General features: G+C 70.5%; 11 protein-coding genes. 3 read left to right on the top strand and 8 right to left on the bottom strand.

The features are described 5' to 3' along the window. Nucleotides 1-9: 9 nt before the first annotated feature. The 3 genes from ACFYXF_RS40435 to ACFYXF_RS40425 all read right to left on the bottom strand — a co-directional run bounded on the left by ACFYXF_RS40435 (nucleotide 10) and on the right by ACFYXF_RS40425 (nucleotide 2,728). Nucleotides 10-1,143 carry an MFS transporter gene (locus tag ACFYXF_RS40435; RefSeq protein ID WP_389357440.1) on the bottom strand — a complete coding sequence of 378 codons (1,134 nt, stop codon included), beginning with the start codon at nucleotides 1,141-1,143 and terminating at the stop codon, nucleotides 10-12. Nucleotides 1,144-1,416: 273 nt separating this feature from the next. Continuing rightward, entirely contained in the window at nucleotides 1,417-1,713 is a 297-nt protein-coding gene (locus ACFYXF_RS40430) for a hypothetical protein (RefSeq protein WP_389357159.1), read from the bottom strand. A gap of 238 nt (nucleotides 1,714-1,951) precedes the next feature. Next, nucleotides 1,952-2,728, bottom strand: a complete 777-nt coding sequence (locus ACFYXF_RS40425; RefSeq protein WP_389357157.1) for an ATP-binding protein — start codon at nucleotides 2,726-2,728, stop codon at nucleotides 1,952-1,954. A 392-nt stretch (nucleotides 2,729-3,120) separates the two neighbouring features. Here ACFYXF_RS40425 and ACFYXF_RS40420 point away from each other — a divergent pair, with 392 nt between their 5' ends. The 3 genes from ACFYXF_RS40420 (at nucleotide 3,121) to ACFYXF_RS40410 (ending at nucleotide 5,175) form a co-directional block, all read left to right on the top strand. Then, a complete protein-coding gene (locus ACFYXF_RS40420; protein ID WP_389357155.1) occupies nucleotides 3,121-3,996 on the top strand; it encodes a helix-turn-helix domain-containing protein in 876 nt (291 codons plus the stop codon). A 1-nt stretch (nucleotide 3,997) separates the two neighbouring features. Next, the gene (locus ACFYXF_RS40415) at nucleotides 3,998-4,255 is read left to right on the top strand and encodes a DUF397 domain-containing protein (protein ID WP_389357153.1); all 258 of its coding nucleotides are present in this window, start codon (nucleotides 3,998-4,000) and stop codon (nucleotides 4,253-4,255) included. Between the two features lie 104 nt (nucleotides 4,256-4,359). Next, nucleotides 4,360-5,175, top strand: a complete 816-nt coding sequence (locus ACFYXF_RS40410; RefSeq protein WP_389357151.1) for an SAM-dependent methyltransferase — start codon at nucleotides 4,360-4,362, stop codon at nucleotides 5,173-5,175. Nucleotides 5,176-5,200: 25 nt separating this feature from the next. Here ACFYXF_RS40410 and fxsT read toward each other — a convergent pair whose 3' ends face one another. The 5 genes from fxsT to ACFYXF_RS40385 all read right to left on the bottom strand — a co-directional run bounded on the left by fxsT (nucleotide 5,201) and on the right by ACFYXF_RS40385 (nucleotide 13,842). Beyond that, nucleotides 5,201-9,076, bottom strand: coding sequence for an FxSxx-COOH system tetratricopeptide repeat protein (gene fxsT / locus ACFYXF_RS40405; RefSeq protein ID WP_389357149.1), 3,876 nt, complete (start codon nucleotides 9,074-9,076; stop codon nucleotides 5,201-5,203). Between the two features lie 202 nt (nucleotides 9,077-9,278). Then, nucleotides 9,279-10,271: a hypothetical protein gene (locus ACFYXF_RS40400; RefSeq protein ID WP_389357147.1), complete on the bottom strand. Its 993-nt coding sequence runs from the start codon at nucleotides 10,269-10,271 to the stop codon at nucleotides 9,279-9,281. After that, nucleotides 10,268-11,191, bottom strand: coding sequence for an AAA family ATPase (locus ACFYXF_RS40395; protein ID WP_389357145.1), 924 nt, complete (start codon nucleotides 11,189-11,191; stop codon nucleotides 10,268-10,270). Before ACFYXF_RS40395 ends, ACFYXF_RS40400 begins: the two co-directional genes overlap by 4 nt. A gap of 74 nt (nucleotides 11,192-11,265) precedes the next feature. After that, nucleotides 11,266-12,573, bottom strand: a complete 1,308-nt coding sequence (locus ACFYXF_RS40390; protein ID WP_389357143.1) for a toll/interleukin-1 receptor domain-containing protein — start codon at nucleotides 12,571-12,573, stop codon at nucleotides 11,266-11,268. A gap of 45 nt (nucleotides 12,574-12,618) precedes the next feature. Continuing rightward, nucleotides 12,619-13,842, bottom strand: coding sequence for an FxsB family cyclophane-forming radical SAM/SPASM peptide maturase (locus tag ACFYXF_RS40385; protein WP_389357141.1), 1,224 nt, complete (start codon nucleotides 13,840-13,842; stop codon nucleotides 12,619-12,621). Nucleotides 13,843-14,150 lie beyond the last annotated feature (308 nt).

The following is a 14,150-nucleotide window of genomic DNA, read 5'->3' as shown; positions in this document are numbered from 1 at the left end:
ACGAGGGGGTCAGTGGGCCCGAGTCGCCCGGGTGGCCCGGATCAGCCAGACCGTGGCCGCCAGACACAGCGCCGAGACCCCGCCGAGGAGCAGCGGCACGGCCCGCACGCCGGACCACTCGATGGCTTTGCCGAGCACCGGGCCCGCGGCCACTCCCCCGGCCATCGACGCGGCGATGACCACGGCACCGGCTCTCCGGGCCTGCGGGGCGGCCCGGTTCAGCCAGGGCAGCCCGGTGGGGAAGATCGGCGCGATGAAGAGGCCGACGCCCGCGTAGGCGTAGGGGGCGGCGCCGGGTATCGCGGCCAGGAGCAGGCAGACGGTCATCCCGGCGCAGGACACCGCGATGATCGACTGGGCGGAGTAACGCAGGGCGAGCGGAGCGGCCAGGAACCGGCCGATCGTCATCATCAGCCAGTACACGGAGGTGGCCGTGGCGGCGGCTCCGGCGCCGTACCCGACCGTCTCCAGGTGCGTCGGCTCCCAGCCGCCGACGCCCGCCTCGATGCCCACGTGCAGGACATAGAGGGTGACGAAGACACCGAGTACGGAGCCAAGGCTGCGGGCGAGCACCTGCCCGCCGGGGGTGCCGGACTCGGCGGAGGCGACCGGTTGCGGTACGTGTTCCCGTACACCCCGAAGGCACAGCAGCAGGGGCAGGTTGGCGAGCGAGAAGGCGAGGAAGACGGCCGGATATTGCTCCGCGCCGACCGTGCCGATCAGCGCCGGGCCGAGGATCGCGCCGATGCCGAAGTGGGCGTTGAGGATGTTCAGCATCGCCGTCGAACGCTTGCCGAAGCCGACCGCGAACAACTGGTTGAGGCCGTAGTCGATACCGCCGAAGCCGAGCCCGGCGAACAGGGCGGCGGCCAGCGCGACGGGCCAGTTCGGCGCCAGCGCGAAGCCGGCCGCACCGACGGCCATCAGGACGTACGAGCTGCCGAGGACGCGCCGGTTGCCGATCCGGACGTACAGCCGGTCGAAGAGGAGCACCCCCGCGACCCCGCCGAAGAAGTGGGCGCTCAGCCCGAGACCGGCGGCCGACGGGGAGAGCCCGAATTCGTCGCGGAGGGCCGGGATCGCCGGACCGTACAGGGCCTGGAGGGCCCCGATCAGCACGAAGCCGACGCAGGAGGCGACCACGGCGGCGGGGCTGAAGACGGGGGTGGCCGGGCCGACAGGGGTCTCCCGGTCGATGGCAGTCTCTGGGCCGATGGGGGTGGTCCGTCGCTCGGTGACCGCCGGTCGTGCCGTCGGTTGATCGGTCACGTGGACTCCCGTCACCTGTGGTCGAGAACGCGGCTGACTCGTCCTCGCGCCGGTGCGGGGACGGCATCGATGTTACCGGTAACATTTCTGCCGTCAAGATCCCCCGAGGCCTTTCGCCTCAGGGGATTCGCAAGGGAGTAGGCGGGATCAGCCGCCGGTGCCGAGCGACCAGCTGGGAACGCTGCCGGCCAGTCGGCAGGCGAGGAAGTACAGCGGTATCGGCGGGGTGTACGGGGAGTCGCCCTCGGGGCTGTGGATCAGCCGGGGCCGGACGGACGGGGACGCCGGTCGGGTACGCGTCCAGGACGGGTCGGCGAGCTGGGCGCCGACCACGTAACGGGTGCTCGGGGGCCAGGTGACACCCAGGTGGGAACCGGACGGGACGATCCACCACCAGTGCTGGTCGTCGGCGAAGACGCAGCCGATGCGGGGCAGGCTGTTCATGATGCGCTGCCCGTGCTCACGGGGTGTGCCGACGGCGTCGCAACCGAGGCGCTCCGCTGGAAGCGCCGCGAGGCGTTGTGGGTTCGCTGCGGCGCCGTCGTGGTTGATCGCGCAGTTCCCCGCGCCCCTTTGGGGCGCTGGCGAGCCGTAGCGGATATCGCCGGGCCCACGCTTTGCCGCGGGGGGCGCGTGGAACGGCGGGAACGTGAGGTGGGTGACCGGGCCGTGGGGGCGCGGGTCAGGAACGGGAGTACGGGGAGTGGTGCGTCGCTGTTGTTCCATACGGTCCATACGGTCCATGTGAGGCGGTTCCTTCGGCCGAGTGGGGGACGGGCCGGGTGCGGTGCGGGGCCGGCGGCTGCCAGGGGGCCGGCGCGGCGACCTGTGCCGCGTGGGCGGCGGGTGGGGTCGGGGGTAAGACGGGGGCGGGTCTGACCGGGGCCGGGGTGGCGGGCGTGGCGGGTGCGGCGGCGGGCTCGGTGGTCACGGAGGTCGCGCTGTCGGTGCGAGCCGGCGTCTCCGCGGAGGCCGGGACAGCGGCGGGGGCAGACGCCCCGTCGGAGGCCGAGGCCGCGACCGGCGACGTCGGCGTGGACGTCGGTACGGATGTCGGTGCGGCGGCGTCCGTCAACTCCGCGTATTCCGCGGGGAGTTCGGACCAGACGATGCGCCCGGAGCCGTGCGGGGCGTCGCGGACGCCCCAGTCGCTGCTCAGGATGCCGACCAGCAGGAGTCCGCGTCCGCACTGTTCGTCGGGGCCGGGCATGCGCTGGGCCGGCAGGGTCCCGCCGCGGTTCTCGTCCTCGACCTCGACGTGCAGCCGCCCGGCAGACAGGCGCAGCCGGCACACGATCCGCTCGCTGGCGGTGTGGGTGAGGGCGTTGGTGACGAGCTCGGAGGTCACCAGGAGGGCGTTGTCGACGGTGTCGTCGCCGACACTCCAGCCGCCGAGCAGTTCGCGCACCTTGCGGCGGGCCGCGCCGACGGAGGCGGGAGTCGCGGGCAGGACGAACATGCCCGACTGCGGAGAGTGTTGCGGAGAGTACTGAGAGGGGCCGGCAAGCCTGTCCCTGGGCAGTCGGCCGAGTGGCTGGGGGAGGGAGGGCGGAGCCATCGCCGTTCGCCTTTCGTCTGCCTGCGCACCCTGGCCGGTGCGACGCCACCCCGACGCGAGCCACGAGTAGGTCAACCTGCCTCGAATAAGCGCAGGTTGCAGCCCCTTCTCCCCCAACAGGGCCATTCAGACTCGTCGTTCACCGTTTCCGGGAAGGTACGAACACTGTGACACCTGACAACAACGGCTCGCAACCAGCAAGTTGAAATTTGCAATTCGTGCGGTGCATGCTGCTCCGGTCGAAAGATGATCGTGACAGACTGCGACCCTGAGCCCGGTGTGAGGGGGTAGGTGTGACCGCGGAGACCGACTGGGGTGGCGCCCCCTCCGTCCTGCGCATGATCCTCGGCAGACAGCTGGAGGAGCTGCGGACGCGCGCCGGTCTCACCTTCGAGGACGCGGGTGTGGCGATCGGTGTCAGCCACTCCACGATCCGCAGGATGGAAGCCGCCAAGGTGGCCCGGCTGCGCCTGCCGGACGTCGAGAAACTGCTGCAGACGTACGGGGTGACGGACCAGCAGGAGATCGACACGTTCCTCAAGTCGGTCCGCGAGGCCAACAAGCGCGGCTGGTGGCACAACTACCGGGACGTACTGCCCGACTGGTTCGCCGCGTATCTGAGCCTGGAACAGGCGGCGTTGCAGATCCGCGCGTACGAATCGCAGTTCGTGCCGGGCCTGTTCCAGACGGCGGACTACGCGCGTGCACTGCTGGGGGCCGGCAATCCGCACGCCTCGTCGGAGGCGACGGACCGCCGGGTCGCGCTGCGCCTGCGGCGCCAGGAACTACTGACCCGCGAGGCACCACCGCGGGTGTGGATCGTGATGGACGAGACCGTGCTGCGGTGGCCGGTCGGCGGTCCGGAGGTGATGCGCGCGCAGATCGACCATCTGATCGCGATGAACGCGCTGCCTCATGTGACCCTGCAGATCATGCCGTTCGGCAACGGCCCGCATCCCGCGATGCGAGCCGGAGCGTTCCATCTCTTCCGTTTCAGGGCACCCGAGTTGCCGGACATCGTCTATCTGAGCGGTCTGGTCGGCGCGGTGTATCTCGACAAGGCCGACGACGTCGTCGTCTATCGCGAGGCTCTGGACCGGTTGGGCGCGCAGTCGGCGCCCGCCAGAAAGACCGAGGCCATCCTCGGTGCGATTCGCAAGGAGCTCTGACATGCACCACCCCAAGCACTCCCACCACCACCCCGTACGAAACGGCATGCCCGCCCGTGAACTCGGCTCCCGGGGCTGGTCCAAGCCGTGGAGCGACGACGCGGGCGGCGCCTGCGTCGAAGTGATGAAGCTCTCCGACGGCCGGGTCGCCGTCCGACAGTCCACCGATCCCGACAGTCCCGCCCTGGTCTTCACCCCGCACGAGATGACGAGTTTCCTGGCCGGTGTGAAGGCGGGTGCAGCAGACTTCCTGCTCTGACGAACAGAACTGATGTACTGATCCGACGTACTGACTGACGTACTGAACTGCCTTGTTTCTACTGAGACTTGACTCAGACTCACCACGTGAATGGGAGGGGCGGCGTGCCCGACAACGGATGGCCGGCCGACCGGATCGACACGGAGAACGCACACTCCGCGCGGATCTACGACTACATCCTCGGCGGTAAGGACTACTACCCCGCCGACAAGGAAGCGGGCGACGCCATGTCGCACGAGTGGCCCGCCCTGCCGATCCACATGAAGGCCAACCGCGACTGGATGAACCGCGCGGTGGCCTATCTGGCCAAGGAAGCGGGCATCCGCCAGTTCCTCGACATAGGCACCGGCATCCCGACCTCCCCCAACCTGCACGAGATCGCCCAGTCGGTGGCCCCCGAGTCCCGGGTGGTCTACGTCGACAACGACCCGATCGTCCTCACCCTCTCCCAGGGCCTGCTGGCCAGCACCCCGCAGGGCCGGACGGCGTACATCGAGGCGGACTTCCAGCACCCGGAGGCCATCCTCGACTCCCCCGACTTCCGGGAGACCCTCGACCTGACCAAGCCGGTCGCGCTCACGGTGATCGCGATCGTCCACTTCGTCCTGGACGAGGACGACGCGGTGGGCATCGTCCGCCGCCTCCTCGACCCCCTCCCCTCGGGCAGCTACCTGGCGATGTCCATCGGCACCGCCGAGTTCGCCCCCGAGGAGGTGGGCCGCGTCGCCCGCGAGTACAAGGCCCGCAACATGCCGATGCGCCTGCGGACGTTCCCGGAGGCCGAGGAGTTCTTCGAGGGCCTGGAGCTGGTGGAGCCGGGCATCGTCCAGGTGCACAAGTGGCACCCGGACGCGGAGACCGGCGAGGGGATCAGGGACGAGGACATCGCCATGTACGGGGCGGTGGCTCGGAAGCCTTAGTGGTGACGGGAGTTCGGGTCCGCGGTCACTCCGGCTGCGGCTCGAAGTCCCAGTAGGGCCGTTCACCCTGGCGCACCGCCAGGGTGAACGGGCTGTCCGGCCCCAGCACCTCGACGAGCTGCCCGAGCGTCTCCCGCTCCAGGCGGTCGGCGGCGTCGGTCTGGCGAAGGGCGCGCAGGTCGGACGCCAGTGCCGCCTTGCACATCAGGGTCAGAGGATGCGCGCTGCCCACCACCCGCGCCGACCGTGCCATGCAGTCCCGGCTGTATCCGGCGGCACCCTCCGGGTCCCCGACGAGACTGCGCGCTCCGGCGACATTCAGCGAACAGCCCAGCGTCCAGGGGTGGTCGGCACCCATCGCGGCGGTCATTCCGCGCAGGGCGCGCTCGGCGATGCGGAGCGCCTGGTCCCGGTCGCCCGTCTCCCAGAGCGTGAGGCCCACATTGCCCGCTGTACCCACGGAGAAGGGGTGAGCGGTGCCGAGCAGGTCCGCGTAGTCGCGGGCGACCCGGTCGGCGAGGGTCCAGGAACGGTCCAGGTCGCGGTGTTCGCGGAGCAGGGAGGCGTAGTCGGCGGCGACGAAGAGGGCCTGGGGGTGGCGGGGGCCGTAGAGCTGGCGGGCGAGGTCGACGACCTCGCGCATGTTCCGCTCGGCCTGGGACAGTTGGCCGGTGCGGCGGAGGCACAGGGCGAGGTTGTGTTCGGCGAGCATGGAGTTCACCGCGTAGCGGCCCACGGCTGTGTGATGGGCACGCAGGTTCGTCTCCTGCCGGGCGAGCGCCTCGGCATGGCGGCCGAGCAGACGCAGCGTCCAGCAGCGGCGCAGTTCGCCGGAGAGCTTCCGCAGACGGTCCGGCCCCTGCTCGCCCTCCGGCCCCGACACTGTCGAGGTGTACGCCTCCAGCGACTCCTCGTAGCGTCCGAGCAGTCCGAGCACATGGGCGAGGCCGGACTGAGCCTGCCGACGTCGGACGACACCGTCTCCGCGGACTCCCGTGCTGCCGCGCTCGACATCCTCGTACAGCGTGAGTGCCTCGCCGTAGGACCCCAACGCGACCAGTGTGGTCCCCAGCCCGGTCTTGGCCCGGAGGAGTTCCCAGTCGTCGGTCGGGCGGCTCCGGGACAGCCGGTCGACGGCCGTCCGTCCCACGGCCTCCGCCTCCCGGTGTCGCCCCGCCCTCCGCAGCATGTTCGCGTGCTGGTCGGTGAGGACGAGCAGCTCGCTGCTGTCCGGCCGCATCCGGCTGTGCCACCGTGCGACGGTCTGTTCGGACAACCGCAGGCCGGTGTGTGCCTCGCCACGGACACCCAGGTATGCGATGCAGTTCAGGACCAGTCGCGACACGGGGCCACGGGTACTGTCCAGGGCTCCGGAGATCTCCAGCTGGGGGATCAGCCCGGCGTAGCGCGACCATGTTCGTGGGTCGGACGGGGTGCCGGGATCGGCAGCCGCCAGGACGTCACAGGCAACCCGGGAGAGCGCGTCGTGCTCGTCCTCGCTGAGCGCGTCCCGCAACAGGGAGTGGTGGAGGCGATGCATCTGCGCCCACTCCACCCCGCTTTCGCCGGTCACCAGCCGCACCACCGAGGTCTCCGCCAGCAGTCGTAGCGCCTCGTTCCACGCCTGCCGGTCGGCTGCCAGGGCCGCGACGGGCAGGGGCAGGGCTGCTGGACGCTCCGCGAGCAGCCGTACGGGGATGGAGTCGGACGAGAAACAGGTGAAGAGTTCGAGCAGTTCGACAGCTGCCGGGCGAAGCTCGTGGAGCGAGGCCAGCGTCGCCCACCAACTGCCCTCCAGCGTCCGGGAGTACCCGGACGTACCGGCGGGACCGCCCGGACGCCCCGCCCATCCAGGGGGTCCGTCGTGGATACGTTCCAGGTAGTCGGCGACCGTCACGGGGTACGCGGCAAGCAAGGCCGCCGTCTGGGACAGCGGCAGTGGCAGGTCCTGGAGCGCTTCGGCCAGCAGACCGGCCTCGGCGGAGCTCAACCGCGCGGCTTCGCCCCTGATTCGGGCGATCGACTCCGGGCGCGAGAAGGGCGGCACGCCGATGTGGTGGACCCGCTCGTCGTCGGCCCAGGTACGGCTGTCGGAGGTGATGAGGATGTGTCCGGCTCCCTCGGGCAGCAGATCCTCCACCTCGGTCATGTCGTCGGCGCGGTCGAAGACCAGCAGCCAGCGGTGGTAGGGCCACCCGACACACAGCGCGGCCTGGACCGCGCGGATCCGGTCGCCCGTGCCCTGCCCCACGGTGAGCCCCAACTGCGGGGCGAGGTCTGCCAGTTGCTCACGGGCTGTGCCCTGGTGGGCGGCGTCGATCCACCACACGAGGTCGTACTCGTTGCCGAAGCGGTGGATGTACTCCACCGCCGTCTGTGTCTTGCCCATGCCCGGGGCACCGAGCAGCACACAGCGACGGCGGTCGGCGGCGCCCGGTTCCGGACCGGGTACGAGCAGGGTCTCCCGGATCCGGGCGAGGAGTTCCTCGCGGCCGGTGAAACGGGGGTTGCGCGGTGGGGCGTTGGAGACGGCGGGCGCCGTGCCGGGGAGGCGCGGGCCGGCGGCAGCGTGGCTGTCACTTTCGGCAGCGGCATCGGCCTCAGCTTCCGCTTCGGCCGACGGAGTACGCAGAAAGGTGAACAAACGGCGTACGGCCTCGCGTTCGCCGACGCCCCGAAGGTCGACCCCGGGCAGCGCCTCCACAGCTTGGGGCCGCTCTCCCCCTCCGACCAGCACCGCCGCCAGCCGACCCTCGGCGGCCACGGGCAACGCGGTGTTCCACTCCGCGTCGGTACGGCCGCCAAGCCCGCAGTCGCTGTCGCCGAGTACGAGCAGTGTCCTGCCGGCACCCTCCAGCAAAGCGTCCAGGGCTTCTCGCAGCGGCTGGTCCGGGGACGGTTGCCAGGGTGCGGTCGTGACCTCGAATCCGGCGTCCGCCGCCTGATCGCCGACCCAGGTCCCCCAGGCTCGGCCGGAACCGGTGTGAGCGATTGTGAGCCGCCGACGGGGTCCGGGAAGAGAGCGCGGCCGGACCCGTCGCCCGGGCACCGGACTGGGGGACGGGAGTTCGTAGACGGCGCCGTCTGCCGCGAGCAGCCGTACGGGTCCCCAGCCGACATGCTCGGTGAAGGGCTCACCCCGGCGCACCAGCAGGGTCCGGGGCAGCGGTTCGTCGAGCAGGTCCAGCACTCGGGGATCGGTGTCCGGGACCTCGACGGTGAATCCGCCCGTGCCGTCGGCCTGTTCGCCGATCAGCAGGTCGGGCCCGGCCCGACGGACCCGCAGCACGGTGCCCGGGAGCCGGGCGGCGATCAGCCCGACGTCGAAGACCGTGAGGCGCTCCGGCGGCTCGACCCGCAGGGCCGCCCCCTCGATCCGGTTGCTGGTGACGGTGGCGAGCTGCCAGGCGGTGGTGGTACGCCGGACCGGTTCCGGGAGCCGCGGCCAGGCAGCGGCGAACCAGCGGGCGACACCGTCCCTGCCCTGCTCGACCAGGGCGCGCAGGGCAGGCCGCAGTGCCCGTTCGACGGCCGGGCCCGCGCCCGCACCGTCCAGTACCGCCAGCCAGGTGGCGCGTTCCTCGGCGAACAGCGCGGGGGAACGGTCCTTGTGCAGGCGTTCGATCACGGTCCACAGTCGGTGCACGGGTGCCTCGGGCGGTGAGCCCGCGAGACGGTCGGCGAGCTCTGCACGCAGGGACGGCAGCAGGTCGCCGCGCAGCGAGACGTAGCCGTGACCACGCCTCTCCACGAGGTTCCCGAACCACAGGTCCGTCTCGGCCGACACATCGAGCAGCGGCGCCGCCACGATCCGCACCGCCCGCACGAGTTCGGGCTCGATCCGGCTGGCCACACTGAGCAGAACGGCAAGTTCATGGCCCTGGCCGGCCGGGAGACTCATGGGACACCGACTATTCCCCGTGCCGCGCTGCATGGACGGCTCGGACTCGAAGGCTCGACGCGGCCCGCCGACGATCCGTGCCGAGGGTCCGCACCCGCCCCCCGGCCGTCCGGGACACGAGGCTCGCCTTCCGCCGGCGATCGTGTTCCGCACGGCGTCCGACTCCGCCGCCGGTCTCCCGGCGCTTCCCTTTCCCGACAGCTCACCGAAGCCCCCCGGCGACCCGCCCCACCGTGGTCCCCCGGTCCCAGGCCACCGCCCACAGACAGGACTGCCACCAGGCGGGCCAGAGCCGTTCCGGGAGCGGCACCAGGGCAACCGTGTCGCAGCCGTGCTGCCGGACTCGGAGCAGGAACTCCCGCCATTCGCGCTCGGTGCCGCGATGCGGATCGAACGCCGGACCGACCGTGCCCAGGCTGGACAGCAGGAGCACCCGAGTGCCGTGCTGCGGCGGCCGATAGGGCCGCCAGGTGCCGCGCGGACCGGGGCCGGCGCCTCTGGACGGACAGTCGGCGAAGCGCAGTACGCGGGTTCCGGCGGCGCCGACGAGATTGCGGACCTGGCCGATGATGTCGTCGACGTCGCGGGCGAACGGCTCCATCGAGGGGGAGATGTCGGCGAGGATCTGCACCCCGTGGCGCAGAGTCGGCAGTGGACGGCGTGGGATCTCGGCCAGGGGCAGCCCCCGGGCCAGGTGATCGGCGGCACGTTCGACGTCCGGGTCGCCCTCGGGTGTGACCCGGGAGAGCAGCGCGTGCAGTACCGCCCCGGTGGAGCGGGGCGCGAGCAACGGGAGATGCGGCGGTGCGTCGGCTTCGGCGGCGGGCGTGGACCGGGGCGCCGGCAACGGGTCGACGGGCCAGCCCGTGCGACGCGGCGGACGGTGGCCGATGGCGACGAGCCTGCTGGTCGCCTCGTCGGCCACCGGCTGTCGGGCGCCGTCGTCCGGCTGTGCGGCGGTGGGTTCCGGTTCTCCGTCCCCGGCCGGTCCGGCCGGCTCCGGGGCGGGGGTGGGGGCCCGTTGGGCGAGGGCCGTGACGTCACGCACCCGTTCGGCGGGAAGCGCCGACGCGGCGCCGGTGCCGAGGCCGAGCAGTGCGGCCGCGCGTTCCCAGCCGGCGGCGTCGGTGATGCCGAGCGTGGTGGCGGCCCGGGCCAGGTCACCCAGCCAGGTCTCGGGCGTCGCCGGACTCACCGACTGCCCCATTCGTCCCCGGCGACCTGTTGGCGCTTGAGCAGGACACAGTTCTTCAGCCACTCCCAGCGTTCGCTGCCGAGCGTGATGCCGAGGGTGATGCAGGCACGCAGCGCGTCCAGGAACTCGGCGGTACTGGGCTCGCGCAGCCCACTCCTCCTCGCCTGCTCCCGTACCTTGCCCAGTTCCACGGCGAGCGCCGAGGCCAGCCTCGACTCCCCCTCGCCGACTGCCCCGTGCCAGGCCCTCATGTGCTCCTCCGCGATCCGCACCAGGCCGGGCACGTCGTGGTCGGGCAATGTCTCCACGACGCACCGCCGCAGAAACGCCTGTGGGAGCTCCCGCTCGTCATTGGTGGTGATGACGACAAGAAGCCGGGAGAACCGCGAGTCGACGTCCCCGGCGGGCGGCTCCGCCCGCACCTCCGCGCCGGTCTCCGACACGGTGAACCGATACGAACCCAGCGGCACCAACAGGCTGTTGGGAACGTCCGGGTCGGCCTTGTCGATCTCGTCGATGAGTACGACGGCATGGTCGGGGCTCCGGTCCCGGTTGACGTCGGCGAAGGGGTCCGCGCACTCCCCCGTCGCCTCGTCGAGCGCCCGCCCCCGCTGCCGTGCCGAGCGCGGTGCCAACGCCCACCACAACACCCCTGGTTCCACGTAGGCGGCGGCGTCGAGGCCGGCCGCTCCCGTCCGGTGGGCCTGTGCGTCGGCGAGCCTGCGCACGCTGTCGTAGCGCCACAGAAGCTCGGTCGACCGTGTGGTGTACGTGATGACGTGGTCGTAGTAGCGCCAGCCGCGCTGCCGGGCGACGAAGGGCGCCAGGGACGACTTTCCGGATCCTGGTCTGCCGCGCAGCAGCAGCGGCCGTCCGGTGGCGAGCGCCACCATCACCGCCTCCTCGATACGCGGCGACATCACATAGATTCCGCCGTCCCCGCGGTCAGGGCCGCGAAACCCCTCCTGCGGGCTCTGGTGTCCGGCCATCGGGCTCATCCCCTCCCACTGGTGCGGCCGGCCCGGCCGTCGTCCCCACCCCGGCCGTGTCCCCAGTCGGTGAGCATCCCGTACGCGACCCTGATCGCGATCCGTTCGTCGTCGGCCCCGAACGGCGGTATGAGCAACGATGCCTCGGCCAGCAGACCGGGTCTTGGGTCCCCGTCGGTGAGTTCGTCGCGTGGAATCAGCAGAATGTGCAGCCAGGGGAGCTGCCCGTGCAGCCAGTCGATCACCCGTTCCGTCTCTTCCAGGGAGCAGTGCTCGGCGAAGATGACCACATAGGTGTCGCAGTCCGGCAACCGCGCGGCGCTGGACAGAGGTTCCCGGTCCGTCATGCCGAACCGAGCACGTATGGTGCGCTCGCACCGGTACTGGAGCTCTTCCGCGGGATCCTCCTCACCGGGCGACGGAGCGCTGACCACGATGGGGCAGTAGCGGCTGTAGTCCATGCAGAAGGCCCGCCCCAGGTAGTACTCCCCGGTGTCGGGACTCCGTACGCCGAGAACCACGGTCCGGGGCCTGTCGCGCTCTCCTGCCGGCAGGACACGCCGCGCGGAGGCGGCGTCGATCCAGACCGGCAGCACGAGCTGCACCAGTTGGTCGAGGGCGGTCCTGTCCATGTGCCGGGCGACCTCGGCCACGGCGTCGCGCAGTCGCAGGGCATCGTGCGTGTGCAGCATCTGCGCGGCGAGAAACCCACAGCTGACATCGCTGACCGGCCCCCCTGCCGAATGCCGGTCCTCCAGCCCGAGCGCCCGCCCCATGCGCGCGAGCCGGCTCATCGTCCGTACCTGGCTCAACTGCGCGGTGATGTCCTCGGCCCAGCCCTGCACGGGGTCGTCGTCATCGGGCTGGGACGGCAGCGGCGGAAACGCCCGTACGATCGCCTCGACGGCGTCGGCGGGATCCCGCGACGCGTTCTCCGCCGCGACCCGCCGGGCGAGCTGAAGAGACGTCAGCTCACCGAACCCGGCGAGTTTCATGTCCTTCGTGACCACATCCCCGATCGGTGCGGGAAGGACGAGGAACGACGGGTTGAAGTGATGCCGCCACATCAGTATGTCGACTTCCCGATGCACCCAACGCGACGCGAGCGCCGAACGGTTGAGCAACACGACCGCGGCCCGGCACTCCAACAGCCACTCGTACAGCCGCGGATGCCAGGTGTCCCCGGGCAGGAGTCCGTCGACGTCGACCAGGACGTCGTATCCGCGCTCACGCAGCGCGGATACGAGTTGCAGGCGCACCGCTGTGGCATAGGAGTCGCCGCGCGTGCTGTGGCTTATGAAGACCTTGCTCAAACCCCCGCCCCCGTCCCCGCGCGCTACGGGGATTCTGACGCCGGCTCAGTGGTTGCGCAATCGTGCCTCGTCGACGGCTGCGCTGAGCCGACCGGCGATATGCCCGATCAGATGTTTGAGGTCCACGCAGTAGACGGAAGGGTTCAGGAACCCGGATTCGGCCTGGAATCGATGGGCGTAGTTTCCTCCACCGCAGACCTTGACCAGTGGACAGTCCAGGCAGATTGGCGACAGCGCAGCAAGACCCAGTTGGCGGGCGGCGATACCGGGATGATCGAGTGCCAGATCAAAAGAGTGCCGAAAAATGTCAAATCCGGTTGCCGGAGCCCCGCCAAACGCGGTCTTGAGCGAGTCGACCTGCTCGATCGCTCCGTCGGTGTCGACGACGACCGCCACGACAGGCGAGAGGCCAACGGCTTCCGTGGTACTGGGCAGCCCCAGGAGCAGACCGATCGTCTCGGTGAACAGCCGAATATTCGTGTGCGCCTTCTTCGCGTCGAACCACCTGTCGAAGACACGGACAAGCCATCGTCCGTACGGGGCGGGGGCGCCGATATCGACAGGCCGGGCCGACCAGTTGGCGTGCGGCAGGAGCAGGTCCAGGCTTGGCGGCGCGAACTCCAGCAGCGACTCGTAGACCTCGATCGGATCCGTCGCGGGGTCGATCGTGCAGAGGATGCCGGCGTATACGTCCGGGTGGCGCGCGAGCGTCCGAAGCCCCCGCGTGACAGCAGGCCAGGCGGGACGCCCTCTGCGATCGACGCGCCGGGTGTTGTGCTGGACGAGCCCGCCGTCGAGGCTCACCCCGATCCCGATGCCGACATGGGCGAGTTCGCTGATGACAGCGTCGGTGAGGAGGGTCCCGTTCGTCTGCATGGTGGCATGCACCCGGCACGACCCGCCGGTCTGCTCAGCCACGGCCCGCCGTACGGCGGTGACATACCGGACCAGGGGCCCCGGGCCGGCCAGCAGGGGCTCACCACCGTGCAGATTGATGTGGACATCGAGTAGTCCATGTGCTTTGGCATGCTCGGCTATTCGCCGGGCCGACTCATCTATGACGACCCGAGGCACCACCCGGGGGCGTTCACGCCAGCTCTGGTCTGGGCCTTCGTAGACGTAGCAATACGTGCAGGCGAGATTGCAGCGGCTGTGAACTTTCAGCACGAACTGTTGGAAGGGAGTGGGGAAAAGGCCGGTGGCCCGCCGAACCGCCTGGACATCGAAACCCTGGTAGGGCCATACGCGCGGTGTCGCCCTCACTGTCATCGGGACCACCGCGTGAGACAGAGGTACGGAGAGTCGTCGTAGAACGCGGGTACTTCCACTCCGCCTACCCTGAGCTGCAATATGGAGGCCACCTCCGCCAGAACCGGTTGCGCCGCGTCCCCGGCCAACATGAGCAGATCGCCCATGTCGAATCTCGGCAGACTCCGGACCGCCAGGCAAATGTCGTTCAGAGAAATCTGCACGCCCTGAGGAACAGGCAAGCTTTCTCCCGGTGAGATGGATCTGGTGAGCAACCCGCTCGATGACGGGGCGGACGCTAGCAGTTCCTGCGACGGGGTGTCACACGA

This window comes from Streptomyces sp. NPDC002680 (assembly GCF_042889145.1).
In the GTDB taxonomy this organism is placed as follows: Bacteria; Actinomycetota; Actinomycetes; order Streptomycetales; family Streptomycetaceae; genus Streptomyces; species Streptomyces adonidis.
Note: the sequence above shows the minus strand (reverse complement) of the source record. Positions and strands in the feature narration are given on the sequence as shown.

Coding starts and splice junctions, on each gene's coding strand:
- ACFYXF_RS40430 (WP_389357159.1), bottom strand. CDS start 1,713: ATGAACAGCCTGCCCCGCATCGGCTGCGTCTTCGCCGACGACCAGCAC.
- ACFYXF_RS40425 (WP_389357157.1), bottom strand. CDS start 2,728: ATGTTCGTCCTGCCCGCGACTCCCGCCTCCGTCGGCGCGGCCCGCCGC.
- ACFYXF_RS40415 (WP_389357153.1), top strand. CDS start 3,998: ATGCACCACCCCAAGCACTCCCACCACCACCCCGTACGAAACGGCATG.
- fxsT (WP_389357149.1), bottom strand. CDS start 9,076: ATGAGTCTCCCGGCCGGCCAGGGCCATGAACTTGCCGTTCTGCTCAGT.
- ACFYXF_RS40395 (WP_389357145.1), bottom strand. CDS start 11,191: ATGTCGCCGCGTATCGAGGAGGCGGTGATGGTGGCGCTCGCCACCGGA.
- ACFYXF_RS40385 (WP_389357141.1), bottom strand. CDS start 13,842: ATGACAGTGAGGGCGACACCGCGCGTATGGCCCTACCAGGGTTTCGAT.